22 protein-coding genes are annotated in these 23,394 nt (G+C 67.9%); 7 read left to right on the top strand and 15 right to left on the bottom strand.

From position 1 onward, the window contains the following. Positions 1-128: 128 nt before the first annotated feature. Positions 129-1,475, bottom strand: coding sequence for a 4-hydroxybenzoate transporter PcaK (locus HMPREF1224_RS26265; RefSeq protein ID WP_003101875.1), 1,347 nt, complete (start codon positions 1,473-1,475; stop codon positions 129-131). A 305-nt stretch (positions 1,476-1,780) separates the two neighbouring features. On the opposite strand from HMPREF1224_RS26265, the gene HMPREF1224_RS26260 reads away from it, so the two are divergent. The 4 genes from HMPREF1224_RS26260 (at position 1,781) to HMPREF1224_RS26245 (ending at position 5,712) form a co-directional block, all read left to right on the top strand. Continuing rightward, positions 1,781-2,560 carry an IclR family transcriptional regulator gene (locus HMPREF1224_RS26260; RefSeq protein WP_003101874.1) on the top strand — a complete coding sequence of 260 codons (780 nt, stop codon included), beginning with the start codon at positions 1,781-1,783 and terminating at the stop codon, positions 2,558-2,560. Positions 2,561-2,802: 242 nt separating this feature from the next. After that, positions 2,803-3,846, top strand: coding sequence for a Gfo/Idh/MocA family protein (locus HMPREF1224_RS26255; RefSeq protein ID WP_003101871.1), 1,044 nt, complete (start codon positions 2,803-2,805; stop codon positions 3,844-3,846). 22 nt (positions 3,847-3,868) lie between these two features. Continuing rightward, positions 3,869-4,684 (top strand): sugar phosphate isomerase/epimerase family protein, encoded by an 816-nt coding sequence (locus HMPREF1224_RS26250; RefSeq protein WP_003084082.1) that lies wholly within the window; start codon positions 3,869-3,871, stop codon positions 4,682-4,684. Between the two features lie 149 nt (positions 4,685-4,833). Continuing rightward, entirely contained in the window at positions 4,834-5,712 is an 879-nt protein-coding gene (locus HMPREF1224_RS26245; RefSeq protein ID WP_003101866.1) for a DMT family transporter, read from the top strand. Positions 5,713-5,737: 25 nt separating this feature from the next. Here HMPREF1224_RS26245 and HMPREF1224_RS26240 read toward each other — a convergent pair whose 3' ends face one another. Both HMPREF1224_RS26240 and HMPREF1224_RS26235 read right to left on the bottom strand, forming a co-directional pair. Continuing rightward, positions 5,738-7,003, bottom strand: a complete 1,266-nt coding sequence (locus HMPREF1224_RS26240; protein WP_010793565.1) for an OprD family porin — start codon at positions 7,001-7,003, stop codon at positions 5,738-5,740. Between the two features lie 65 nt (positions 7,004-7,068). Then, on the bottom strand, positions 7,069-8,394 hold the full coding sequence (locus HMPREF1224_RS26235; protein ID WP_003101861.1) for an MFS transporter: 1,326 nt from the start codon (positions 8,392-8,394) through the stop codon (positions 7,069-7,071). Between the two features lie 545 nt (positions 8,395-8,939). On the opposite strand from HMPREF1224_RS26235, the gene quiC reads away from it, so the two are divergent. Together quiC and HMPREF1224_RS26225 are read left to right on the top strand one after the other, a co-directional pair. Then, entirely contained in the window at positions 8,940-10,844 is a 1,905-nt protein-coding gene (gene quiC / locus HMPREF1224_RS26230) for a 3-dehydroshikimate dehydratase QuiC (RefSeq protein WP_003112679.1), read from the top strand. A 92-nt stretch (positions 10,845-10,936) separates the two neighbouring features. Next, entirely contained in the window at positions 10,937-11,605 is a 669-nt protein-coding gene (locus HMPREF1224_RS26225) for a TetR/AcrR family transcriptional regulator (RefSeq protein WP_003101858.1), read from the top strand. Between the two features lie 39 nt (positions 11,606-11,644). Here HMPREF1224_RS26225 and HMPREF1224_RS26220 read toward each other — a convergent pair whose 3' ends face one another. The 4 genes from HMPREF1224_RS26220 to pobA form a co-directional block, all read right to left on the bottom strand. Continuing rightward, positions 11,645-12,499, bottom strand: coding sequence for a shikimate dehydrogenase (locus HMPREF1224_RS26220; RefSeq protein ID WP_003112680.1), 855 nt, complete (start codon positions 12,497-12,499; stop codon positions 11,645-11,647). Beyond that, entirely contained in the window at positions 12,496-12,942 is a 447-nt protein-coding gene (aroQ, locus tag HMPREF1224_RS26215) for a type II 3-dehydroquinate dehydratase (protein ID WP_003106162.1), read from the bottom strand. The genes HMPREF1224_RS26220 and aroQ overlap by 4 nt, the downstream gene beginning before the upstream one ends. A 116-nt stretch (positions 12,943-13,058) precedes the next feature. Further along, positions 13,059-14,564, bottom strand: coding sequence for an MDR family MFS transporter (locus HMPREF1224_RS26210; protein ID WP_003115723.1), 1,506 nt, complete (start codon positions 14,562-14,564; stop codon positions 13,059-13,061). Positions 14,565-14,735: 171 nt separating this feature from the next. After that, positions 14,736-15,920 carry a 4-hydroxybenzoate 3-monooxygenase gene (gene pobA / locus HMPREF1224_RS26205; protein WP_003112685.1) on the bottom strand — a complete coding sequence of 395 codons (1,185 nt, stop codon included), beginning with the start codon at positions 15,918-15,920 and terminating at the stop codon, positions 14,736-14,738. Positions 15,921-16,097: 177 nt separating this feature from the next. Between pobA and HMPREF1224_RS26200 the strand changes: the two genes are divergently transcribed. Beyond that, positions 16,098-16,964, top strand: a complete 867-nt coding sequence (locus HMPREF1224_RS26200) for a helix-turn-helix domain-containing protein (RefSeq protein ID WP_003084097.1) — start codon at positions 16,098-16,100, stop codon at positions 16,962-16,964. On the opposite strand, the gene HMPREF1224_RS26195 is transcribed toward HMPREF1224_RS26200, so the two are convergent. The 8 genes from HMPREF1224_RS26195 to HMPREF1224_RS26160 all read right to left on the bottom strand — a co-directional run bounded on the left by HMPREF1224_RS26195 (position 16,961) and on the right by HMPREF1224_RS26160 (position 23,282). Further along, positions 16,961-17,407, bottom strand: a complete 447-nt coding sequence (locus tag HMPREF1224_RS26195) for a GNAT family N-acetyltransferase (protein WP_003084100.1) — start codon at positions 17,405-17,407, stop codon at positions 16,961-16,963. The two genes, HMPREF1224_RS26200 and HMPREF1224_RS26195, sit on opposite strands and share 4 nt — an antisense overlap. Before the next feature lie 77 nt (positions 17,408-17,484). Next, positions 17,485-17,919 carry a CBS domain-containing protein gene (locus tag HMPREF1224_RS26190; protein WP_003112686.1) on the bottom strand — a complete coding sequence of 145 codons (435 nt, stop codon included), beginning with the start codon at positions 17,917-17,919 and terminating at the stop codon, positions 17,485-17,487. A gap of 154 nt (positions 17,920-18,073) precedes the next feature. Next, on the bottom strand, positions 18,074-18,715 hold the full coding sequence (locus HMPREF1224_RS26185; RefSeq protein WP_003118118.1) for a suppressor of fused domain protein: 642 nt from the start codon (positions 18,713-18,715) through the stop codon (positions 18,074-18,076). A 264-nt stretch (positions 18,716-18,979) separates the two neighbouring features. Then, on the bottom strand, positions 18,980-19,267 hold the full coding sequence (locus HMPREF1224_RS26180) for a hypothetical protein (protein WP_003123838.1): 288 nt from the start codon (positions 19,265-19,267) through the stop codon (positions 18,980-18,982). Between the two features lie 91 nt (positions 19,268-19,358). Then, a complete protein-coding gene (locus HMPREF1224_RS26175; protein WP_003121665.1) occupies positions 19,359-19,835 on the bottom strand; it encodes a MarR family winged helix-turn-helix transcriptional regulator in 477 nt (158 codons plus the stop codon). A 40-nt stretch (positions 19,836-19,875) separates the two neighbouring features. Next, positions 19,876-21,366, bottom strand: a complete 1,491-nt coding sequence (gene hudA, locus HMPREF1224_RS26170) for a UbiD family decarboxylase HudA (protein WP_003115722.1) — start codon at positions 21,364-21,366, stop codon at positions 19,876-19,878. A 133-nt stretch (positions 21,367-21,499) separates the two neighbouring features. Next, complete coding sequence (locus HMPREF1224_RS26165) at positions 21,500-22,186, bottom strand: YoaK family protein (protein ID WP_003106170.1); 687 nt, start codon at positions 22,184-22,186, stop codon at positions 21,500-21,502. Between the two features lie 163 nt (positions 22,187-22,349). After that, the gene (locus HMPREF1224_RS26160) at positions 22,350-23,282 is read right to left on the bottom strand and encodes a hypothetical protein (protein ID WP_003106171.1); all 933 of its coding nucleotides are present in this window, start codon (positions 23,280-23,282) and stop codon (positions 22,350-22,352) included. Positions 23,283-23,394 lie beyond the last annotated feature (112 nt).

Here is a 23,394-nt window from a genome sequence, read left to right as displayed (position 1 = left end):
TTATGCGTCCTACGCGATGCCCACCCTTGGAGTAGGGCGAATAACGCCATGGGCGTTATCCGCCGATACACCGAAGCCCGGCGGCGGATAACCGCAAGCGGTTATGCGTCCTACGCGATGGGGCAGTTTCACCCCGCATCCGCGTGACTGACCAACCCCTTCAGCAGCACCGCGGCGGTGGCCAGTGCAGCCGGCAGCACCAGGGCGGTCAGCACCTGTTCGAAGTTCCAGCCCAGGCCCAGCAGGGTGGCGCCGATCCAGGCGCCGAGGATGGCGCCGAAGCGGCCGATACCGAGCATCCAGGAGACCCCCGTGGCCCGCCCCTGGGTCGGATAGAAGCGCGCCGCCAGCGACGGCATCGCCGACTGCGCGCCGTTGATGCACATGCCGGCCAGCAGCACCAGGGTCGCCAGCAGGGTGACCTGGCCGAGGCTCTGGCCGACGCACCAGGCGAACACCCCCGCCAGCAGGTAGAACAGGCCGATCACCTTGTGCGGGTTGAAGCGATCCATCGCCCAGCCCACCGCTACGGCGCTGAGCACCCCGCCGAACTGGAACAGCGCGCCGATGAACGCCGCCTGCTCCAGGCTCGCGCCGCTATCGCGCATCAGGGTCGGCAGCCAGCTGGTGAGCAGGTAGACGATCACCAGGCCCATGAAGTAGGTCAGCCAGAGCAGCAGGGTGCCGGCGCTGTAGGTACCGGAAAAGATCACCGCGAACACGTTGCGGGCCTGCACCGTCTGCTGCTCGGGGACGTGGAAACTCCGTGCCAGCGCCACCTGCGCCGGGGCGATGGGGGCCAGCACCTGGCGTACCCGCTCGCTGCCGCGGTTGCGCACCACCAGGTAGCGCGCCGATTCCGGCAGGCGGAACAGCAGGACTACCGCCAGGACCAGCGGTAGCAGGCCGCCGAGCAGCAGCAGGCTGTGCCAGCCGAACAGCGGGATCAGCTTCGCCGAGACGAATCCGCCGCAGGCCATGCCCAGGTTGAAGCCACAGAACATGCTGGTCACCAGCAGCGACTTGAGGCGCTCGGGGGTGTATTCGGAAAGCAGGGTGGTGGCGTTGGGCATCGCCGCGCCGAGGCCGAGGCCGGTGAGGAAGCGCAGCGCCAGCAGTTGCTCGACGTTGGTGCTGTAGGCCGAGGCCAGGCTGAACAGGCCGAAGAGGAAGACCGCCGCGACCAATACCAGCTTGCGTCCGTAGCGGTCGGCCAGCGGTCCGGAGCCGAGGGCGCCGAAGACCATGCCGATCAGCGCGGCGCTCATCACCGGCCCGAGGCTGGCGCGGTCGATGCCCCAGTCCTGGGTCAGCGCCGGAGCGATGAAGCCCATCGCGGCGGTGTCGAGGCCATCGAGGAAGACGATCAGGAAGCACAGCAGGACGATCCGCCATTGGTACGGCGAAAGCGGCTGGGCATTGATGAAGGCTTGCACGTCGAGTCGTTCGACGGCGGGCAGGCTGGGGCTGTTCATGGGACGGGTTCCGCGGCGAGAGTGAGGGCGTGGGACGAGGGTCGGACGCGTGGCTCAGGTGCAGGCGGCGGAAGGCAAGGCGTGCTGCGGCATGTCGGGATTCCCCTGTTGTTTTTGTAGCGGAGGCGCTCGGCCTGCCGGGGTGCAGACACATTACGGAGGGCCATGGGGAGTGGCAATCCGATAATCGTTTATCGGTTCGCTGATCGAACGAAACCCTGTGAAATCTCGACCTTCGCCAGGCTGTGAAAATCCGGAACCAGATTCTAGAATCCTGCCTTTCCTCGACTCAGGAACGCCCCTCCATGGCCGGTAGCCTCATCGAACGCGCCCTCGGCTTGCTCGAACTCCTCGCCAGCGATGCCCGTGGCCTGCCCCTGCAACAACTGGCGGACCGCCTGGATATCCCCAAGAGCGCCGCGCACCGCATGCTCGCCGAGCTGATCCGGCTCGGTTACGTGCGCCAGGACGACGACACCAGCCGCTACCGCCTCAGCACCCGCCTGGCCGCGCTGGGCTTCCGCTTCCTCGCTTCCAGCGGGGTGGTCGACCTGGTCCAGCCGGTGCTCGACGGGCTCGCCCGGGAGACCGGCGAACTGGTGCGCCTGGGGGTGATCGAAGGCGATCGCCAGACCTGGATCGCCAAGTCCCAGGGCGCCACCTCCGGGCTACGCTACGACCCCGACATGGGGCGCGAGGCGCCGCTGTTCTACACCGCATCCGGGCACGCCTGGCTGGCCAGCCTGAGCGACAAGGCGGCGCTGGCGCTGGTGGAGCGCCAGGGCGTAGGGGCGGCGCGGGACTTCGGTCCCAACGCGCCGCGCTCCAGGAGCGAGCTGCTGCGCTACCTGAAGCGCGCCCGCGAGCACGGCTATGCCTGGCAGATCGAATGCTCGGCGCCGGGCATGGCGGCGATGGCCGCACTGGTGCGCCACCCCGAGGACGGACGGGCTCTCGGCGTGCTCAGCGTGGCCGGGCCGAGCGCACGCTTCGGCGAGGCGCGCATGCACGAACTGGCGCCCCTGCTCCTGGCCGCGGCGCAGGACCTGTCCCACGCCAGCCAGGCGTCCGAGCTGTTCCGCTGAGCCATCCGGCCCGGCCCCAGTCCTTTCCCGACATCAGCGTTCGAATAGCGAACGCTTTCTTGCCTGTCACGAGCCCGCATGCGGCGGGCCTTTCCGCACTTCCATGGATGCGCCGGCGGTAGTGCCGTCTCGAAGCGCTCTTGCGCGGGGCCAGCCATTCGTTCAAATAATCTCCCTCGCTAAATCTGGAACGACGTTCTGGAATCTTGAAGCGAACAAGAAAACAACGATTGGGGACCGCCTTGGACGCACCGCTTCGCATCGCCCTCATCGGCGCCGGCAATATGGGCCGCCAGCATTACCACCGCTTGCAGCGAATCGCCGGCGCGCGCCTGTGTGCGGTGGCCGATCCGCAGGGCCAGGCGTTCGCCGCGGACGCCGGCGTGCCCTGGTTCGGCGATCATCGGAGGTTGCTGGAAGAAGCCCGGCCGCAAGCGGCGATCGTCGCCAATCCGAACAACCTGCATGTCGCCACCGCCCTCGACTGCCTCGCCGCCGGGGTGCCGCTGCTGCTGGAAAAACCGGTCGGCGTGCAGCTCGACGAAGTGAGCGAGCTGGTGGCCGTCGCCCGGCGATCTGGCGTTCCGCTGCTGGTCGGTCACCATCGTCGGCACAATCCGCTGGTCGTGCGGGCGCGCCAATTGATCGCCGAGGGCGCGCTCGGTCGGTTGCTGTCGGTCACCGCGCTCTGGCAGTTGAAGAAGCCCGACAGTTATTTCGAGGTGGCCTGGCGTCGCGAGCCCGGTGCGGGAATGTTGCTGACCAACCTGATCCATGACCTCGACCTGCTCCGCCACCTGTGCGGGGAAGTGCGGGAGGTGCAGGCGCTGGCCGGCAACGCTATCCGTGGCCTGCCCAACGAAGACAACATCGCGCTGCTCCTGCGCTTCGCCAATGGCGCCCTGGGCAGCCTGACCGGTTGCGACGCTGCGGCGGCGCCCTGGAGCTGGGAGCTGGCAGCCGGGGAGAACCCGGTCTATCCGCGCCAGGCCGAGCAACCCTGCTACCTGCTGGCCGGCACCGAGGGTGCCCTGAGCCTTCCCCAGCTCCGCCGCTGGCGCTACGCCGAGGCCCGGCAGGGCTGGCACGACCCGCTGGCGGCCAGCGTGGAGGCCGTGGCGACAGGCGACCCCCTACAACGCCAGCTAGAGCACTTCGTCCGGGTCGCGCGGGGCGAGGAAGCGCCATTGATGGATGCCACCGACGCCGCTCGCACCCTGGCGCTGGTCGAGGCGGTTCGCGAGGCCGCGCGCAGTGGCCGGGCCTGCGCGCCGGCCAGTTTCTGAACCGCTGACGATGAGGTAGTGCATGGAATCGAGGATTCTTTCCCTGGCGGCGCTCACCGTGCTCGAGCTGTCGCCCCCGGACATGGTCGAGGCTGCCGCCCGCGCCGGCTACAGTCATGTCGGCCTGCGCCTGGTGCCGGCCACCGTGGAAGAGCACCACTATCCGCTGCTGGCCGATGCCGGCCTGCGCCGGCGGACCCTGGCGCGGCTGCGCGACAGCGGAGTGCGCACGCTGGACGTGGAGATCCTGCGCCTGCGTCCGGACACCCGCGTCGGCGAGTTCGCCGCGGTGCTGGAGGTCGGCGCCGAGTTCGGCGCGCGCTATGTGCTGGTGGCCGGCAACGATGACGACGAACGGCGCAGCGCGGACAATTTCGCCGCGTTGTGCGACCTGGCGCGGCCGCTCGGCCTCGACCCGCACCTGGAGTTCATGCCCTGGACCGGGATCCGCGACCTGCGGCAGGCCGCGCGGGTGGTCGAGGCGGCGGCGCGGGATAACGCCGGCCTGTTGCTGGACGCCTTCCATTTCGACCGCTCGGCCAGCAGCCTGGAAGACCTGCGGGCGATCCCGCCTGCGCGCCTGGGCTACGCGCAACTCTGCGATGTCGTCGGGCCGCGTCCGACGTCGATGGACGAAATCCTTCGCCAGGCCCGCGAGGAACGGCGCTTCCCTGGCGATGGCGGGCTCGATCTGCTGGCGCTGCTGCGCGCCTTGCCGGAGAACCTGCCGCTGAGCCTGGAGGTGCCCGCGCTGGATCTGCTCGCGCGCGGCGTGGATGGCGCGGAGCGGGCGCGGCTGGCGATCGAGCGGACCCGGGCGCTGCTCGCCCGCCTGTAGCGCCACCGCGCAGGCAGGTTGCCCGTTTGCATAATGGAACGGGGTTCTATAGTTTCCAAACGTTGAAGCCGATCGTTTCTTTCCTCGATGGCGGGTACCGTCAGAATAAATAGCCTGCTATCGATCTGCCCTGGTGCCCGGACCCTCCGATGAACGCATCCACCTCCCCGCTGCCCGCCAGCGACCAGACCCTGCGCGGCATCCTGCTGATCTGTGCCGCGGTGTTCCTGTTCGCCAGCCACGACGGGTTGTCCAAGTTCCTTTCCGGTTTCTACCCGATCGTCATGGTGGTCTGGGCCCGCTACCTGGTGCACACCCTGTTGATGGTCGCCGTGTTCGTGCCGCGCAACGGCCTCGCGGTGATCCGCAGCCGCCGTCCGCTCATGCAGTTGGCGCGGGCGCTGTGCCTGATCGGCACCAGCCTGTTCTTCACCACCGGCCTGCGCTACCTGCCCTTGGCCGAGGCGACCGCGGTGAACTTCCTGGCACCGCTGCTGGTGACCGCGTTATCCGTGCCGCTGCTGAAGGAGAAGGTCAGCCTCGGCCAATGGCTGGCGGTGCTCACCGGCTTCATCGGCGTGCTCTTCATCGTGCGTCCCGGTGGCGCGCTGTTCACCCCGGCGGCGTTGTTCCCGCTCGGCTCGGCGCTGTGCTTCGGGCTCTACCAACTGCTCACGCGGATGCTCGCCAACAGCGACAGCCCGACCACCAGCAACTTCCTCGCCGGCATCTTCAACACGCTCATCATGAGCCTGCTGGTGCCGTTCTTCTGGCAGACTCCAAGTCTTCTCCACGGCCTGATGATGATCGCCCTGGGCGGTTGCGGCATGGGCGGCCACCTGCTGCTGACCCAGGCCTTCCGCCATGCGCCGCCGGCGACCCTGGCGCCGTTCAGCTATGGCCAGATCATCTTCGCCGGCCTGCTCGGCCTGCTGGTGTTCGGCCACGTGCCGGATGCCTGGGCGCTGCTCGGCATCCTCGTCATCTGCGCCAGCGGCCTGGTGGTCGCCTGGCGCCGTGGCCGCTGAACGCAACGGGGTCGGCGCGTAGGCTTCACAACAGGCTCAGCGGATAGCTGACGATCAGCCGGTTCTCGTCGAAGCGGGTATTGCTGCCCCAGTCGCGGCGCTGGCTGGAGTTGCGCCAGCGGACGTTGAGACGCTTGAAGGCGCCGCTCTGCAGCGTGTAGCCCAGCTCGCTCTCGCGTCCCCATTCGCTGCCGTCGTCGGTGACTCCGGCCAGGCGCACATGGTCGCCATGCAGGTAGCGGGTCATGAAGGTCAGGCCGGGTAGGCCGAGGCCAACGAAGTCGAAGTCGTAGCGCAGTTGCCAGGAGCGCTCGCCGGGATTGTCGTAGCTGGCGTTGTAGCTGTCGTTGGCCAGGGTTCCGCCGCTGGTGCCGTTGACCCGCATCCAGCCGTCGTCGCCACTGACCTTCTGCAGGCCGAGATAGAGGGTATGCAGCCCATAGCGCGCGGAGAACAGCGCGGAAACGGTGCGGTTATCGAGCTTGCCGGCGCGCGCGCTGCCAGCGTCGCGGCCACGGAATCCGCCGAGGTTGGCGCCCAGCAGCCAGTCGCCGAGCGGCTGGCTGTGTTGCAGTTGCAGGTACTGTTGGCGGTAGATGTCCTTCAGCTCGGCGTTCCACAGGCCGAGCAGGCTGCGTTCGCCATTGAAGCGATATTCGCCGCCGGCGAAATCGAAGCGGTCGGAAGTGGCGGCTGGCCGGCCGAACAGCGATATGTCCTGCATGCTTGCGTCGTTGCGCGGGCTGTTGCCGCGGAACTGGCCGGCGTAGAGGGTCAGGCCGGCGATCTCGTTGGCGCTGAGCTGGCCGCCGCGGAAGGTCTGCGGCAGCGAGCGGCCATCGTCGGAGCGGAGGATCGGCAGCACCGGCATCCATTCGCCGATCTTCAGTTCGCTGTTCGAGACGCGCAGCTTGCCGGCCACCGCCAGGCGTCCGAAGTCGTCGGCCGGGCGGCCGTCGTCGTGGATCGGCAGCAGTTGGGTGCCGGCCGTTCCCTTGCCGCCATCCAGCTTCAGGCTGTAGAGACCAAGGACATCGAGGCCGAAGCCGACGCTGCCCTGGGTGAAGCCGGAGCGGGCGTCGAGGATGAAGCTCTGCGTCCACTCCTCGGCCTTGCCCTGGCTGGCATCGCCGACGAAGTTGCGGTGCAGGTGGAAATTGCGCGCGGTGAGGCTGGCCTTGGCGTCTTCGAGGAAACCTTGCCCGGCGTGGACGTGCCCGGCATGGACTGGCAGGCCGGCGCCCAGGCAGAGGGAAGCGCAGAGCGCGCGGACGTGGCTCGGGTGCGACATGGGTGTGTCCCTTCGTTCTTGTTCTCTAGGCAGGGAGGTGCCCGGCGAGCGCCGGGCGCTTGGACTCAGGCTTCGATCCGGCGCGGAGCCATGAAGTACAGCCAGGTCAGGGCGATGAAGTACATCGCCGGGATCATGGTGAAGAGCACCGCGTAGTTGTTGTTCGTCGCGGTCAGTACGCCGCCGACGATCTGGGTCATGAACATCCCGCCCAGCGCCGCGCACATGCCGCCGAAGCCGAACACCGTGCTCATCAGGTGCTTGGGCGTGTAGTCCATCACCAGGCTCCAGATGTTCGCCGTCCACGCCTGGTGCGCGCCGACCGCCAGGGCGATGGCCAGCACGGCGATCCACAGGCCGCTGGCGTTGGCGGCGAACACCACGCCGACGATGGTGCAGGCGAACAGCAGCATCGATAGCAGGCGCGCGCGGATCGCCGGCATGCCGCGGCCGATCAGCCAGGACGAAAGGATGCCGCCGCCGACGCTGCCGAAGTCGGCGGTCAACCAGATCAGGATCAGCGGGATGCCCATCTGCGTCACGCTGATGCCCAGGCCGTACTGCTGGTTGAGGAACGGCGGCAGCCAGTAGAGGTAGAACCAGAACACCGGCGCGGTGATCGAGTAGGCCAGGGCGAAGGCCCAGGTGCCGCGGCGGCGGAGAATCTGCGAGAAGGGCACGCGGGTGGCGGGCGGCTCCTCCTGCTGCTGGATGTATTCCAGCTCGCTCTGCTTCACCCGCGGATGCTCCTCGGGGTTGTAGTAGTTGCGCCACCAGAACACCAGCCAGACCAGGCCCAGCGCCGACATGCAGAGGAACGCCGCCTGCCAGCCCCAGACGCCGAGGATCAGCGGCAACAGGGCCGGGGTGACCATCGCGCCGACATTGGTGCCGGCGTTGAAGATGCCGGTGGCCACCGCCCGTTCCCCGGCGGGGAACCACAGGCGGGTGGTCTTCACGCAGGCCGGGTAGTTGGCCGCCTCGGTCAGGCCGAGGATGAAGCGACAGACCATGAAGCCCGCCGCCGAGGTCGCCAGGCCGTGGGCGCCGGTGGCCAGGCTCCAGAGCAACACGGCGAGGAAGAACGCGCGCTTGACCCCGACCTTGTCGATGAAGCGGCCCTGGAGGATGAAGCCGATGGCGTAGCCGACCTGGAACCAGAAGTTGATGTTGGCGTAGTCCATTGCCGTCCAGCTCATCTTCTCGGCAAGGATCGGCTGCATCACGCCGAGGGCGGCGCGATCGATGTAGTTCAGGGTGGTGGCGAAGAACACCAGGGCGAGCATGCCCCAGCGCGTCCGGCCGACGGCGAAGGCGTTGCGGATCCTGCCGCCGCGGGATTCCCGCGGGGCGTCGGCGGCGAGCAGTCGAGAGCTGGAAGAGTGGATCATTGACGGGGCCATCCTTTCGGCGGCCGGTGCCTGGGCGCCCGGCCTGGATTTGTCGTTCTGGGTTGCACGCGGGCGGGCCAGGGGCCGCGCCGGTGTCAGCGGGCCAGGGGCGGTCGGGCCGGACGAGCGGCCAGCGGACGGGATGGAGGGCGGACGGAGAGGTCGGCGATGGACATGAGCGGGTACCCGATTCTTGAAATTGTTATGTCGCGTGGGTTGCGCAGGTGCCCGGAAAGAAGCGCGGAGCGCTTCCGGCAGATCGGGACGGCCTGCACGGGTGGCAGCGATGGTGCGCGATTGGTCGAAAAAGCGTCAATTCGATAATCGTGCTTCCGTTCGATATTCGAACGGAATACTAACCAGTTCGTACATTTTGCGTTGCCCGGCAGTTGGCGCAAACCAATAATCGGCTTGCCGGGCGAGCGGTCTCAGCGACCCGAAGTGGCTTCCCGGCGCATCCCGCGCGGGCTATCCGCGCCTCCGCCGTTCCGCCGCCGGCCCTCGCGCGGCGCCAGGCGCCGTAGGGCGCATTGAGGAGTCGAAGCATGCAGCGTTCGATCGCCACCGTATCCCTGAGCGGCACCCTGCCGGAAAAGCTCGAGGCCATCGCCGCCGCCGGTTTCGACGGGGTGGAAATCTTCGAGAACGACCTGCTTCATTACGACGGCAGCCCGCGCGACGTACGCCGGCTGTGTGCCGACCTGGGCCTGGAGATCCTGCTGTTCCAGCCGTTCCGCGACTTCGAGGGCTGCCGCCGGGAACGCCTGGGGCGAAATCTGGAGCGCGCCGAACGCAAGTTCGACCTGATGCAGGAACTCGGCACCGACCTGGTGCTGGTGTGCAGCAACGTCGCTGCCGATGCCCTCGGCGAACCGGCGCTGCTGGCCGATGACCTCCGGCAGCTGGCCGAGCGCGCCGCCGTCCGCGGCCTGCGCATCGGCTACGAGGCGCTGGCCTGGGGGCGCCAGGTGAACACCTGGGAGCAGGCCTGGGACCTGGTGCGGCGGGCCGACCAGGCGAACCTCGGGCTGATCCTCGACAGCTTCCACACCCTCTCGCTGGACGGCGATCCCCGCGGCATCGCCGATCTTCCGGGGGAAAAGATCTTCTTCGTGCAGATGGCCGACGCGCCCTTGCTGGCAATGGACGTGCTGGAATGGAGCCGGCACTTCCGCTGCTTCCCGGGTCAGGGCGGCTTCGACCTGGCAGGCTTCCTCGCGCCGGTCGTCGCGTCCGGCTATCGCGGTCCGCTGTCGCTGGAGGTCTTCAACGACGGCTTCCGCGCCGCGCCGACCCGCGCCAACGCCGTCGACGGCCTGCGCTCGCTGCTCTACCTCGAGGAGAAGACCCGCGAGCACCTGCAACGCCAGACGCCGCACGTGGCGGTGGACGAGCTGTTCGCGCCGCCGCCGGCGAGCCTCTGCGACGGCATCGAGTTCCTCGAGTTCGCCGTCGACGAGACGCTCGGCGCGCGCCTTGGCCAGTGGTTGCAGCGACTGGGCTTCGCCAGGGCCGGCGAGCACCGTTCGAAGAATGTCAGCCTGTTGCGCCAGGGCGACATCAACCTGGTACTGAACGCCGAGCCCTATTCCTTCGCCCACGGTTTCTTCGAGGCCCACGGACCGTCCTTGTGCGCCACCGCGCTGTGCGTGCGTGACGCCGGCCAGGCGCTGGAGCGCGCTCGTGCGTACGGAGGCCAGCCGTACCGCGGACTGCTCGGCCCCAACGAGCGGGAAATCCCGGCGGTGCGCGCCCTCGACGGCAGCCTGCTGTATCTGGTCGAGCGGCACACCGAGGGCCGCAGCATCTACGACAGCGACTTCGTGACGAACGACGCCGACACCTCCGGCCTCGGCCTGCGGCGCGTCGACCACGTGGCCCTGGCGCTGCCCGCCGAAGGCCTGGACAGCTGGGTGCTGTTCTACAAGAGCCTGTTCGACTTCGGCGCCGATGACGAGGTGGTGCTGCCCGACCCCTATGGCCTGGTCACCAGTCGCGCCGTGCGTAGCCCCTGCGGCAGCGTGCGCCTGCCGCTGAACATTTCCGAGGACCGCAACACCGCCATCGCCCGTTCGCTGTCCAGCTATCGCGGTTCCGGCGTGCACCACATCGCCTTCGATTGCGCCGACATCTTCGCCGCCGTGGCCCAGGCCAAGGAGGCCGGGGTCGCACTGCTGGAAATCCCGCTGAACTATTACGACGACCTCGCCGCGCGCTTCGACTTCGACGACGAGTTCCTCAGCGAACTGGCCTACTACAACGTCCTCTACGACCGCGACGCCCAGGGCGGCGAGCTGTTCCATGTGTTCACCGAGCCGTTCGAGGAGCGCTTCTTCTTCGAGATCCTCCAGCGCCGCCACGGCTACGCCGGCTACGGCGCGGCCAACGTGCCGGTGCGCCTGGCGGCGATGGCGCAAGCGCGGCGGGGTGTGCGCCGGGTCAAGCTGTGAGAATTGTCGGGGCTCCGGCAGGTGCTCTTCCTACAGCCGGGCGGGCCCCGCATAATCGGCCGCAATTCCCGCCGGCCACGAGTGAGTCACCGATGTCCAAGCCTGATCCCGCCGTCGTGGAGGAATCCGCTCCGCGCGGCAAGGGACGCAAGAACAATCCCGAGAAGACCCGCCAGGACATCCTCCGCGCCGCCATCGACGAGTTCGTCGCCCAGGGCCTCTCGGGTGCGCGGGTGGACGCCATCGCCGAGCGCACGCATACCTCGAAGCGGATGATCTATTACTACTTCGGCAGCAAGGAGCAGCTCTACCAGGCCGTGCTGGAGAAGCTCTACAGCGACATCCGCGGTATCGAGGGCACCCTGCGGCTGGGCGCGCTGCCGCCGGCCAAGGCGATGGAGAAGCTGGTGGAGTTCAGCTTCGACTACCACGACCGGCACGTGGATTTCGTGCGCATCATCAGCATCGAGAACATCCACAAGGGCGAGCACATCGCCAGCAGCGAACTGGTGCAGAGCGTCAACAGCTCGATCGTCCAGAGCATCGCCGAGATTCTCCGCCGCGGCGAAGCGGAAGGGGTGTTCCGCGCCGGGCTGGAGGCGCTCGACGTGCACATGCTGATCAGTTCGTTCTGCTTCTACCGGGTGTCCAATCGCTACACCGTGTCGCGGATCTTTCGCACCGACCTGCACGACGCCGAGGTTCGCCAGCGGCACCGGCGGATGATTGGCGAGGCGGTATTGCGCTACATCCGTGCCTGACTCCGGTCCCCTCTCCCCTTGGTGGGAGAGGGGCGCCACTCAGTCGCCCAGGCTGGCGAAGTGCGCCTGCATGCGCGCGGCGTCGGCCGTCACCCCGCTGAACAGTTCGAATGCCTTCACCGCCTGGAACACCGCCATGGTGCCGCCGTCCAGTGTGCGGCAGCCGAGGGCGCGGGCCTGGCGCAGCAGCTCGGTTTCCAGCGGAAAGTAGATCACCTCGGCGACCCACAGGTCGGCGCGCAACAGTTCCGCCGGCACCGGCATGCCGGGTAGCTTGGCCATGCCCACCGGGGTGGTGTTGACCAATCCCTGGGCGTCGCCCAGGGCGCCGGCCAGGTCGCTGCCGGCGAGCGCTCGTGGCGCGCCGAAGTGCTGGTTGAGGTTGTCCGCGAGGGCCTGGGCCCGCGCCGGGTCGACGTCGAACAGGACCAGCCGCTCGACGCCCTCGGCGAGCAGCGCATGGGCCACTGCCGCGCCGGCGCCGCCCGCGCCCATCTGCACCACGCGCTGGCGCGGCGCGTCGGCCAGGCCGCGCCGAAAGCCCTCGGCGAAGCCCAGGCAGTCGGTGTTGTGGCCGATGCGCCGGCCATCGCGCAGCACCACGGTGTTCACCGCGCCGATGCCGCGTGCCTCGGCGGAGAGGTCGTCGAGCAGGGGGATGATCGCCTGCTTGCAGGGGAAGGTGACGTTCAGCCCGGTGAAGCCGAGGTCGCTGGCGGCGGCGAGCAGGAACTCCAGGTCGTCCGCCGACTTGCCCAGCGGGTCGAGATCGATCAGCCGGTACAGATAGCGGATGCCCTGGGCGTCGCCCTCGCGCTCGTGCAGGGCAGGGGTCCGCGACGCCTGGATGCCGGCACCGATCAGGCCGGCGAGAACCGATCGCGGCGCGCTCATGCGGCCGCCTCGAAACGCTCGGCGAAATGTTCCAGGGCCAGGCGGTAGCCGAGGCTGCCGAATCCGCAGATCACTCCCAGCGCCACCGGCGAGACGTAGGAGTGGTGGCGGAACGCTTCGCGCTGGTGGACGTTGGACAGGTGCACTTCGACCACCGGCAGTTCCACCGCGGCCAGGGCATCGCGCAGCGCCACCGAGGTGTGGGTCCAGGCGGCGGGGTTGATGACGATGCCGGCGACCCGGCCGCGGGCCTGGTGGATCCAGTCGAGCAGTTGGCCTTCCTGGTTGGTCTGGCGGAAGTCCACGGCGAAGCCGCGCGTCTCGGCGAAGGCCGCGCATTCGTCGGCGATTTCGCCCAGGGTCCGCCGGCCGTAGGTCTGTGGCTCGCGGGTGCCGAGCAGATTCAGGTTGGGGCCGTTCAGGACCAGTACCGTGCGCGTCATGGCGCAGCCTCCACAGCAATGATGTCATCGATGCCGGGAAAATGTACCGAACGGTTACTTTTGTAAACCGGACGCCGTCGCCGACGGGACGAAAGCGTTCGATTATCGGCGTCCGCTCACTCGCCTGCCGTCGGTTGCGTCGCGCCGCGGCCGCGCAGGGTCATGTCGGGCAGTGCCGAGGCCACCGCCAGGCCGAGCAGCGCCACCGCCGCGTTGACCAGGAAGAGCACCTTGAAGGCATCCGCGAGGACATGCTGGAGGATCACCCGGGCCGGCCCGCTGGCGGCGTCCAGGCTGCTCAGCAGGGCGCTCTCGGAAAAGCCCTGGTCGAGCCCGCCGCCGATCCGCAGGTGCTTGAGCAGGGCCAGCAGGATCGCCGACATCAGCGCCACCCCGACTGCCCCGCCGAGGGAGCGGAACAACGTCGCGTTGCTGGTGGCGACGCCGATGTGGCGTTGCTCCACGGCGTTCTGCGCGGCCACCAGGCTGGTCGGGAACTGGGTACCGATGGCGATCCCGGTGAGCAGCATGCACAGCCCGGACAGCCAGTGGTCGCCGACCGGGACCAGGGCCAGGCCGGCGATGCCGCAGGGCAACAGGACGGCGCCGAGCAGGATCAGCGGCTTGTAGCGTCCCAGGCTGGCGGTCAGCCGCCCGCAGCAGTACGCGCCCAGCGGCAGGCCCATGACCAGCGGCAGCAGATGCAGCGCGGCGCTGTCGGCGCCGGCGCCGGTAACGCTCTGGTAGCGCAGCGGTACCAGCACGGTCAGCGAGATGGCCTGGAAGCTGGCGAAGAACGCAACCAGCCAACTGAGGGTGGCGGCGCGGACGGCGAACAGTTGCATCGGCACCAGCGGTTCGCGGAAGCGCCGCTCCTGGGCGACGAACAGCAGCAGGGCGAGCGCCGCCAGGGCGAACAGGCCGAGCAGCGCAGGGTCGCTCCAGGCTGCGCCCTGGCCGATCTGGGTGATGGCCAGGAGCAGCGCGGTGAGGCCCACCACCATCAGCACGATGCCCAGGTAGTCGATCACCGGTTGCCGGCGCGGCACCGGCAGGCCGACCAGGGTTCGCCGCGAGATGGCCAGCGCGAGAAGGCCGATCGGCAGGTTGATCCAGAATACCCAGTGCCACGACAGGTACTCGGTGAGCAGGCCCCCGAGCACCGGGCCGGCGACGCTGGCGATGGCGTACATGCTGCTGAAGTAACCCTGGTAGCGGCCGCGCTCGCGCGGCGGGACGATGTCGCCGATGATCGCCTGGCTCACCGCCATCAGCCCGCCCGCGCCGATCCCCTGCAGCACTCGCGCCAGCACCAGTTGGCCCATGCTCTGCGCGAGCCCGCAAAGCAGCGAGGCGGCGGTGAACACGACGATGGCGAAGAGCATCAGACGGCGGCGGCCGTAGAGGTCGCCGAGCTTGCCGTAGATCGGCATCGATACGGTCATCGCCACCATGTAGGCCGAGATCACCCAGGCCAGCAGGTCGAGGTCGGCGTAGTCGGCCGAGATCGCCGGCAGGGAGACGGCGACGATGGTCTGGTCGAGGGCGCTGAGGAAGATCGACAGCATCAGGCCGGCGAGGACGGTACGGACGGCGGGCGGGTTCTGGGCGAGATCGGACAAGACGGCACCTGGGGCGGACGGAACGCGAAGGCAGCGGGCATCATACTGCGCCTGGGGTAGGGGTGCCGCGGAGAATCGATCCGTGGGCCGTCTTTCGTCGATATTCGCCTGCGCCAACGTTGCGTCCCGCCTTGGGAAAGGTGCCCCGGCGTTGCGCCGGGGTGGCGCGGCCTACTCGATTTCCTCGTAGGGCAGGCCGACATAGTTCTCGGCGATGGTCGCCAGGCCCGCCTCGGAGCCCAGGTAATACTCCAGTTCGGTCTGCTGGATGCGCTGGCTGAACGCGTCGGTGTCGGGGAAGCGATGCAGCACCGAAGTCATCCACCAGGAGAAGCGTTCGGCCTTCCAGATCCGCCGCAGGCAGATTGCCGAGTAGCGTTCCAGCAGTTCGCCGCGCCCTTCGCGGTAGGCCTTCAGCAGCAGCCGGTAGAGCGTGCTGACGTCGCTGGCGGCCAGGTTCAGTCCCTTGGCGCCGGTGGGCGGCACGATGTGCGCGGCGTCGCCGGCGAGGAACAGCCGGCCATGCTGCATCGGCTCGACCACGAAGCTGCGCAGCGGCGCGATGCTCTTCTCCAGCGAAGGTCCGGTCACCAGTTTCTCCGCCACCTCGGACGGGAGTCGCGCCTTCAGTTCCGTCCAGAAGCGCTCGTCGGACCAGTCCTCGACCTTCTCCGACAATGGCACCTGCACGTAGTAGCGGCTGCGGGTGGCCGAACGCTGGCTGCACAGGGCGAAGCCGCGCGGATGGTTGGCGTAGATCAGTTCGTGGCTCACCGGCGGGGTGTCGGCGAGCAGGCCGAGCCAGCCGAACGGATAGACCCGCTCGAAGACCTTCAGCCGCTCCGCCGGGATCGATTGCCGCGAGATGCCGTGGAAGCCATCGCAGCCGGCGATGTAGTCGCAATCCAGGCGCAGCCGTTCGCCGTCGCGTTCGAAGGTCACGTAGGGGCGCTCACCTTGCAGGTCGTGCAGGCGCACCTCGGCGGCCTGGTAGACGGTAGTGGCGCCGCAGGCTTCGCGGGCCTCCATGAGGTCGCGGGTGACCTCGGTCTGGCCGTAGACCGTCACCGTCTTGCCGCCGCTCAGGCGCTTCAGGTCGATGCGCCGGCGCTGCCCGGCGAAGGCGATCTCCACGCCTTCGTGGACCAGCCCGTCGCGCGCCATGCGCCGGTCGACGCCGGCCTCGCGCAGCAGGTCGACCATACCCTGTTCCAGCACGCCGGCGCGGATGCGGCCGAGCACGTAGTCCGGGGTCTGGCGTTCGAGGATCACGTTGTCGATGCCGGCCTTGTGCAGCAACTGGCCGAGCAGGAGGCCGGACGGACCGGCGCCGATGATGGCGACTTGAGTCTTCATTGCGGATAGCCCTCTCGCTGTTATGGCTGGCCGGCGGCGCATGCGCCGGCGCTGATCTTGTCTGGAGGTGGCTGTATTTTTGTTTGCCGTGGGGTGCTATAGAAGGCAAATTGCCGATCTATTTCTGGACTTTTATAAACTCTGTTCGGCAATCGGCCATTTCGCTCGGAGGGCTCGATGACGGATTCCACCCGCGACGTCCCGGTGTTCAAGCTCTACGGCGCGCCCCTCGAATGGCCGACCCCGGACCTGCTGCACTGCGAGTCGATCCCCGCCCGCAGTCGCCTGCACGATTGGGAGATCAAGCCGCACCGGCACGCCGATCTCGCTCAGTTGCTCTACGTGCGCAAGGGCTGGGCGCAGCTCCAGGTCGAGGGCGAGCCGACTCGCGTCGAGCAGCCCTCCATCCAGTTCGTACCGCCGTTGTGCATCCATGGCTTCCAGTTCTCCGAGCGCATCGACGGCTACGTACTGACGCTCGCCGCACCGTTGCTGGCCCGCTTGCAGGCGCACCTCGGCGCGCAGCGCCAGGCGCTGGAGGCGCCGGGGTTGTACCCGGTGGGCGCGGACCGGCGCTATATCGACACGCTGTTCGACGCCATAGACGGCGAGTACGCCGGCGCTGCGCCGGCGCGCGAGCTGTTGTTGCAGTCGCTGATCGGCGTGCTGGCGGTGTGGCTGGGGCGGCAGGTGATGGTCCGGCGGGCGGAGGCCCGGCCGGGTCGCGGTCAGGAATACCTATCGGCCTTTTCGCAACTGGTCGAGCGGCATTTCCGCGAGCACCTGGGAATCGACGAGTACGCGCGTCGCCTGGGCATCTCCCCGGCACACCTGAACGGCGTGGCGCGCCGCCTCAGCGGGCAGACCGCACTGGGCATCGTGCACCAGCGCCTGCTGCTGGAGGCCAAGCGCGACCTGGTCTACACGGCGATGACGGTGAACGAGATCGCCGACCGCCTCGGCTTCAGCGAGCCGGCCTACTTCACCCGTTTCTTCAAGCGCCTGAGCGGCGTCTCGCCGAGCGTTTTCCGTAAGGGCGACTAGTGTTCGCGGCGCAACTGGACGATCTCCAGCGCGCGCCCCTCGTCGTCGCGCGGGCGTCGGCCGCTCTCGACGAAGCCGCAGCGCGCGTAGAACCCCAGCGCCTCGCGGTTGGCGGCGTAGACCTCGACCTCCAGCGCGCCCTTCAGGGTTGCCGCGTGCTCCACCAGTTGCCGGCCGATCCCGCGCCCGTGGGCCGTCGGGGCGACGAACAGGCCGCCGATGAAGGCATCGAGCAGGCCGATGAAGCCCAGCGGCGTATCGCCGTCCAGCGCCAGCCAGGTTTCCGAGGCATCCAGATAATGATCGCGAACCAGTGCCTTCTGCTTCTGCAACTCGGCTTCGCCGAGGAAACCGTGGCCGACGCGCGAGGCCTCCAGCCAGATGGCGAGGGTGGCATCGCGGTCGGCGGGAATGTAGCGGCGGATCTTCGGCGGAGAGGACATGGCGGCGGCTCGCAACGGCAACAGCCGCGGATTATCGCGTGAGCCGGCGGGAAAAGGGCAGGGCCGGCACGCCCGCTTCAGTCGCCGCGGATGTACTGTTCCAGTTGCTGGATCAGCTCGGCCTGCTCGGCGATCGCCGCCTTGACCAGGTCGCCGATGGACAGCAGGCCGAGCAACTGGCCGTCTTCCACGACCGGCAGGTGGCGCAGGTGGCGATCGGTCATCAGGTTCATGCAGGTGTCGACGCTCTGCTTCGAGTCCACGCTGACCACCGGCGCGCTCATGATCGCGCTGATCGGCGTACCGATGGACGAACGGCCCTTGAGGACCATCTTGCGCGCATAGTCGCGCTCGCTGACCACCCCGACCACCTCGCCATGGTTCACCACCAGCAGCGCGCCGATGTTCTTTTCCGCCATCAGGCGCAGGGCGTCGAGCACCATCTCGTCCGCTCCGATGGTGTACACCTGCTGGTTCTGCTTGGCGTTCAACAGTTGTGCCACGGTTTTCATACGCGCCCCTCCGGAGCCGTTCTCACGTCCAGCAAGAATCGTAGACGGCGAGCGGATCGGCAAGCGGGGAAAACGGCATCGAACCGATTGAAAAACGTCATCATCGCTTTCCCGACGAAGGTAGGGCCCGCGCTATTAGTCTTTCCCTGCGGGGCTAGTGCAGCACCCGTGCGAGCCCTTCCGGCGACTGGCCGGTGACGTAGCAATGGCGGTGCCGGTCGAGGCTGAGCGGGTGGCCGGCGTCGGTCAGCAGCCTGGCGATGCCCTCGAGGTGTTCCTTGACGTTCACCTGGTATTCCTGCTCGGTCAACGGCACGACCCACAGCAGGTCGACCGGATGCGCCGACAGGGCGAAGCCGTCGAACAGGGAGGCATCCTCCTCCAGCGGCGCCGGGAGGAGAAGGAAGTGCCGCAGCAGGCTCTGCTCGTAGAGCGGGAAGCCGAACGCCACCGCATGTCCATGTCCCAGGGCGAGGCGCTCGTGGAATGGCAGGCCGGCGAGCCATTGCAGGTGGCGCAGGTCATCGCCGCCCAGTTCGTCGAGATAGCAGATCAGCTCGGCGGACCAGCGCGCCTTGCCCATGTAGGGCGCGAAATGCATCGGTGCCTGGCTCATCCCGGCGGTGATCACCACATGGTGCGGCCGCCGGGTGCTTTCCAGGCGATAAGCGAAGACCGCCATTTCCGGCGCCGCTACGCAGTGTCTCCAGAAGTCCCGGCAATCCAGGGTCATGGCGGGCGCACAACCGAAATGGGCGTCGTATTTCTCGCGCAGCCGGGCGATGTAGTCGTTCATCTTCGGTCCTCTGGACTTAGCGGGTGGGGCCGGACATGGGGCGCCGGGGGCGCGGCCGTTTCCATGCGAGGGCAGACCAGTGATGGCTGATCCTGGTTGCCGTTGGGTGACCAATGGAATGCGAACGGCGACTGCCGAGAAATCGGCTCGTTCCGAGAGAGGCGAGAGGCTTTCCTTCTTGGTGCGTAGGAAAGCGCTGAGGGCAGCTGAGGGTATCTGTCGGGAACGGAAAAAAGCCCGTCGGGAACGGGCGAAGAGGGAAGCTTACCAGGGCAGCGGGAAGTGGCCTTCCGCGCGCAGGTAGTCAGGATCGGGGGTGAACGGGTCGATCTTCTGCCGCTCGCTGCAACCCTGGCGTTCGCAGTCCCGCAGGCGCTGCAACGGCGAGCGGTCGTCGCGCTGGATGCGGATGCCTGTGACAGGCGCGCCTTCGGAAAGGCTGTAGCTGCGGCCGCTCTCGCAACCGGGCAGAGTCAGGCAAAGGCAGAGGAGCAGGGTGGTGTGCGGGTGTCGTGGCATTGCAGGTCGAATGGGCTTGCGAAGGCCGCCCATGCTATCAATCGGCCAGCAAATAGGGGGCCGGATGGACAGTCCATGACCGGGATGAGAGTTGCTTCGCAAACCCGGAGATGCCCTCGAAAGGCTATTGCCTCACGCGGGAAAGCCCGTCGAAGGCCCGCAGCAACTTGCCCAGGACGAGGGTCAGCGCCTCTTCTTCCGGGCCGGAGCCGAGACCCGCCAGCAGCCTTTCGTCGAGCCCTGCGACCTGTGCCAGGGCCTGCTCGAACACCGCCTGTGCCGCGGGGCTGCGGCGCACCAGCACGGCGCGCCCGTCGTCCGGATCCGGCAGGCGGCTGACCCAGCCGCGCCGCACCAGCCGTTCGATGGTCCGGCCCAGCGCAGTGCGGTCGGTCTGTGAGTGCTCGATGAGCACGCTCATCGGCACGTCACCGTCGAAGGCGTGGATGATCCGCAACGCACGCCATTCATGCAGCCCCAGTTCGAGAGGGGCAAGCAGGGCGGTGAGTTGCCGTTCGCGCTGGCGGACGATCTCCGTCATCAGGTACAGCGGGCCTTGGGGCAGCCCCAGTGCGTTCGTCTCGGTCATTGGCCCGGTCACCTTCCTCGATCCTCTTTCGCCAGGGCGGGGATTGTAGCGCTCAGGCGTCGCCGAATCCGTAGTCGCTCCAGCGTTCTTCGACTCGCCTGCGCAGCGCCGTCGGATAGGCGTGGCGGAACGACGCCGTAGCGGCACGCATTTGCCCGGCGAACTGTTCCGGGTACAGGCAGTTGATCACCAGCCGACCGCCGCTGCCTCGTGCCTTGTCCTCGGCATCGAGGTAGGGAACCATCGGGAAGTCACGGATCTGCGGGAAGGCGAAATGGTCGTGCAGCGGATGCGCGCGGGTCGCCAGCGCCCATACCACCTGGTCGATCTCGGTGACGTCGATGTCGTTGCCGACCAGGATCAGCTTCGGCACCAGGTGTCCGGCATGCGAGCCGAAGACGGTCTCGGCGACCCGTGCGGCGAAGGCCGCGGCGTCGGTGCCCAGGGCCGCCAGGCGTTGCACGTCGATCGACAGCACGGCCCAGCAGGTCGCCGCCTCGTAGGAGCACCAGACCATGTCCACCGGCAGTCCGGCGTTCTGCGCCACGTCCAGCAGTTGCGCGGAAATCATGGTGCCCCAGATGGTGTGGTTTTCCTCCGGTGGCGTGCCGGCGACGCAGATCGGCAGGATCGGCTGGTCGCGGAAGCTCAGCGCATGGACGTGGAACAGCGGCTGCGGCTTGCCGATGGGGAAGGAATAGCCGTGGTATTCGCCCATCGGGCCTTCCAGCGCGGTTTCGTCGAGGCTGATCTCGCCCTCCAGGACGATCTCGGTATTGGCCGGAACCCACAGGCCGTTGGTCTGCGTGCGCACCACCTCCACCGGCTCGCCGACCAGGGCGCCTACGTAGCCGGCTTCGCTGACCCCCTCCGGCAACGGCATGCCGGCCGCCGCGAGTGCCGCCGGCGGTGCGCCGAGGGCCATCGCCCAGGGCGTCGGCTTGCCCAGGCGGCGCCATTGCTCGCGGATGATGCCGATGTGCTGGGTGGGAATGGTCGGACCCGCCAGGGTGTTGCGGTCCACCAGCATCAGCCGGCCCACCGACCAACTGTCCCAACTGCCGTCCGGCGTCTGTACCACGTGGAAACCGTAGGTGCCGAAATAGCGCCCGCCGTCCTGCTCATGGAGCAAGGGAACCGGGAAGCGGGTCAGGTCCACCTGCTCGCCGAGCCAGACGTTTTCCTGCACCGGCCCGCGCTCCAGCCGGCGCGGCGCGATCGGTTCCGCGCGCATCGCGGCGCGCAGCATGGCCACGATGTCCCGCGGCCCGCTGTGTTCCGGCAGGCCGAAATGCAGCGCCAGGCGCGAATGGGCGCGGGCCCTGTCGGCGCGCAGGCCGGCCGGCGCGCCCAGTACCCGCGCGCCGGGCAGGCTGTCGCGGATGTTGTGGAACAGCGGGGCGGGTGCGCGGCGTTCGTAGACCCGGCGGGTGATGGCGCCGATCTCCAGGTTGGCGTCGACCTCGGTGTGCACGTCCACCAGGTCACCCTGGCGACGCAGGTGGTCGACGAAGTGGCGGAAATCCAGGGCGCTGCGGTTCATCGGCTCGCCACTCCATATAGGTGCGTGTGCACGCATCCTATTGAGGGGTTCCAGGCGAGGTCAAGAAGTGCTGCGCTCCGTTCCGGGGATTCGTCGGGCCGTCGTGGCACGCGGCAAACCCCGCAGTGGCCGCTCAACGCACCATATAGTCCATCTGCCATGGCCGCGGAATCACCAGTGCCAGCAACGCGAGAAGAGCCGCCAGCGCTGCGCTCGCCGCCATCGCCGCGAGGCCCAGTTGCTGTTCCAGTAGGGCGCCGAGCACCGCGCCGACGCACATGCCGCTCCAGGGCACCAGTTGCACCCGCCAGCCGTTGCGCCGCTCGCCCAGCAGCCAGCGGCCGAGGCCGCGGCCGAAGCGGGAGAGGGCGCCGGTGACGTAGGTCAGGCCGATGGGCAGGCCGTTGACCTGCTCGACCACGGCGTTGAGCATGCCCATGGCGAGGATCGCGGCGACCAGCGCCGGCACGTTCCAGTCGAATGGCCAGACCGCCGACAACGCCAGCAGCATCGCGCAGCAGACCAGGATCGGCGCCGCCCGGCGCCCGCTGAAGCGCGCCAGTATCACTCCCAGCGCGTTGCCGACGACGAAACTGGCCAGGGCGACGCTCAGCCGCACCAGCCCGCCGAAGTCGCCCTCGCCCAGCGATACCGCCAGGCGCGTGGTGTTGCCGCTCATGAAGGAAACGAAGTCGCCGGTGGCGAGGAAACCGATGGCGTCGGTCATGCCTGCCAGTACCGACAGCCCGGCCACCAGGCCGAGCCCGACACGCCCGCGCGTCCGCCGCAAACGAAGGCGCCGCGCGCTGCTACCCACCATGCTGTCTGGAAGCATCCGGAGAAACCACCCGCAGGAAGAGAAGGTCCGCCCCAGTGCGGACTCCCGATCTTAAGGCTCTCCCCAGGGAAAAGGCCAGGGGCGAGGCGGAGCGTCTGGGGCCGAAGATCCTGGTCAATCGGCAATGACAGTGCGGGGCGGGGCCTCAGATATCGAATACCGGTACCTGGTTTCCACCCAGTACCTCGATCTTGTCGGTCCGGTAGACCACCATCGCCTTGCTGCAGGTCACCGTGGAACGACCCTCTTTGCTGGCATTGAGATACACCGTGCCCTTGCCGGCGTAGACCGCTCTCGCGTTGGCGGCGATGCGCAGCTCGAGGGCCGCCGCTTCTCCGTCCTCGTCCCCGGCGAAGTCGCACCCGTAGAGGGCGATGGCCAGTTCCTTGCCGAACAGTTCGAGAAGGGTCGCACCAAAGGCCTGGGGCTCGACGAACTGCTTGCCCTGGACACGCCGGGCCATGACGTCCGCGGTGCTCTCGCCGTGGGGGTTGCCCAGCCAGAGTTGGCCAGCCGTGCCGTGGGTGGCGATGAGGATCGTATCGATGAAGTACTGTTCGCCGCTCTCCGCGGCAACCTTGCCTAGATCCCGAACCAACTGGGCGTAGTTGGTATCGGCCTTGATCGCGAAGGCCGGCTTGTAGAGCTTGTTCCGCGCATAGGCGACGACCGCCTCCGCGAAGGCGCTGCCGGAGTCGCCTCTCCGGATCTCCTGCTGGAAGTCGTGGTAGATGACCAGGACCGCCCCTTTCCTGACCGGGCCGCTGAGCCCTCCCTTGACGATGTCGAGGGCGAAACGGAAATTGGCGCTGAGCACCTGGGACGCATGGGTAGGAAAGGTATCCGTATCGGTCAGCAGTTCTACTTCGGTACCGACCAGCACCTCCTTTCGTTCGTCGCCCTCCGCCCAGGGCGTGTCGTCCACATCCGTTCCGTAGATCCTTGCGTCCAGGTCGACCTCGACGAGCGTACTCACTGTGAAGGGCACCAGAAGCTCTTCCGGGCCGAGTCGATTCTTGACCACGGCGCCCTTGCCTTGCTTGGCGATTTTCGTGACTACGCCATGCCATGAGCGCATCCTGTTGCTCCTGTGGGAGTCCTGGTAGGAACGGCATCCGAGCATGCAGAACTATAGACGTGAAACGGCCAGCCCCGAGGAACTATCCGCCGATCGACCCTTCATCTGGCCC

Origin of the sequence: Pseudomonas sp. P179 (genome assembly GCF_000478485.2) — a bacterium.
GTDB classification, from domain to species: Bacteria; Pseudomonadota; Gammaproteobacteria; order Pseudomonadales; family Pseudomonadaceae; genus Pseudomonas; species Pseudomonas aeruginosa.
Note: the sequence above shows the minus strand (reverse complement) of the source record. Positions and strands in the feature narration are given on the sequence as shown.

Bases quoted from the DNA above. Each gene is read 5' to 3' on its own strand.
- HMPREF1224_RS26265 (WP_003101875.1), bottom strand. From the start codon at position 1,475: ATGAACAGCCCCAGCCTGCCCGCCGTCGAACGACTCGACGTGCAAGCC.
- HMPREF1224_RS26260 (WP_003101874.1), top strand. From the start codon at position 1,781: ATGGCCGGTAGCCTCATCGAACGCGCCCTCGGCTTGCTCGAACTCCTC.
- HMPREF1224_RS26250 (WP_003084082.1), top strand. From the start codon at position 3,869: ATGGAATCGAGGATTCTTTCCCTGGCGGCGCTCACCGTGCTCGAGCTG.
- HMPREF1224_RS26245 (WP_003101866.1), top strand. From the start codon at position 4,834: ATGAACGCATCCACCTCCCCGCTGCCCGCCAGCGACCAGACCCTGCGC.
- HMPREF1224_RS26240 (WP_010793565.1), bottom strand. From the start codon at position 7,003: ATGTCGCACCCGAGCCACGTCCGCGCGCTCTGCGCTTCCCTCTGCCTG.
- HMPREF1224_RS26235 (WP_003101861.1), bottom strand. From the start codon at position 8,394: ATGATCCACTCTTCCAGCTCTCGACTGCTCGCCGCCGACGCCCCGCGG.
- quiC (WP_003112679.1), top strand. From the start codon at position 8,940: ATGCAGCGTTCGATCGCCACCGTATCCCTGAGCGGCACCCTGCCGGAA.
- HMPREF1224_RS26225 (WP_003101858.1), top strand. From the start codon at position 10,937: ATGTCCAAGCCTGATCCCGCCGTCGTGGAGGAATCCGCTCCGCGCGGC.
- HMPREF1224_RS26220 (WP_003112680.1), bottom strand. From the start codon at position 12,499: ATGAGCGCGCCGCGATCGGTTCTCGCCGGCCTGATCGGTGCCGGCATC.
- aroQ (WP_003106162.1), bottom strand. From the start codon at position 12,942: ATGACGCGCACGGTACTGGTCCTGAACGGCCCCAACCTGAATCTGCTC.
- pobA (WP_003112685.1), bottom strand. From the start codon at position 15,920: ATGAAGACTCAAGTCGCCATCATCGGCGCCGGTCCGTCCGGCCTCCTG.
- HMPREF1224_RS26200 (WP_003084097.1), top strand. From the start codon at position 16,098: ATGACGGATTCCACCCGCGACGTCCCGGTGTTCAAGCTCTACGGCGCG.
- HMPREF1224_RS26195 (WP_003084100.1), bottom strand. From the start codon at position 17,407: ATGTCCTCTCCGCCGAAGATCCGCCGCTACATTCCCGCCGACCGCGAT.
- HMPREF1224_RS26190 (WP_003112686.1), bottom strand. From the start codon at position 17,919: ATGAAAACCGTGGCACAACTGTTGAACGCCAAGCAGAACCAGCAGGTG.
- HMPREF1224_RS26185 (WP_003118118.1), bottom strand. From the start codon at position 18,715: ATGAACGACTACATCGCCCGGCTGCGCGAGAAATACGACGCCCATTTC.
- HMPREF1224_RS26180 (WP_003123838.1), bottom strand. From the start codon at position 19,267: ATGGGCGGCCTTCGCAAGCCCATTCGACCTGCAATGCCACGACACCCG.
- hudA (WP_003115722.1), bottom strand. From the start codon at position 21,366: ATGAACCGCAGCGCCCTGGATTTCCGCCACTTCGTCGACCACCTGCGT.
- HMPREF1224_RS26165 (WP_003106170.1), bottom strand. From the start codon at position 22,186: ATGGTGGGTAGCAGCGCGCGGCGCCTTCGTTTGCGGCGGACGCGCGGG.
- HMPREF1224_RS26160 (WP_003106171.1), bottom strand. From the start codon at position 23,282: ATGCGCTCATGGCATGGCGTAGTCACGAAAATCGCCAAGCAAGGCAAG.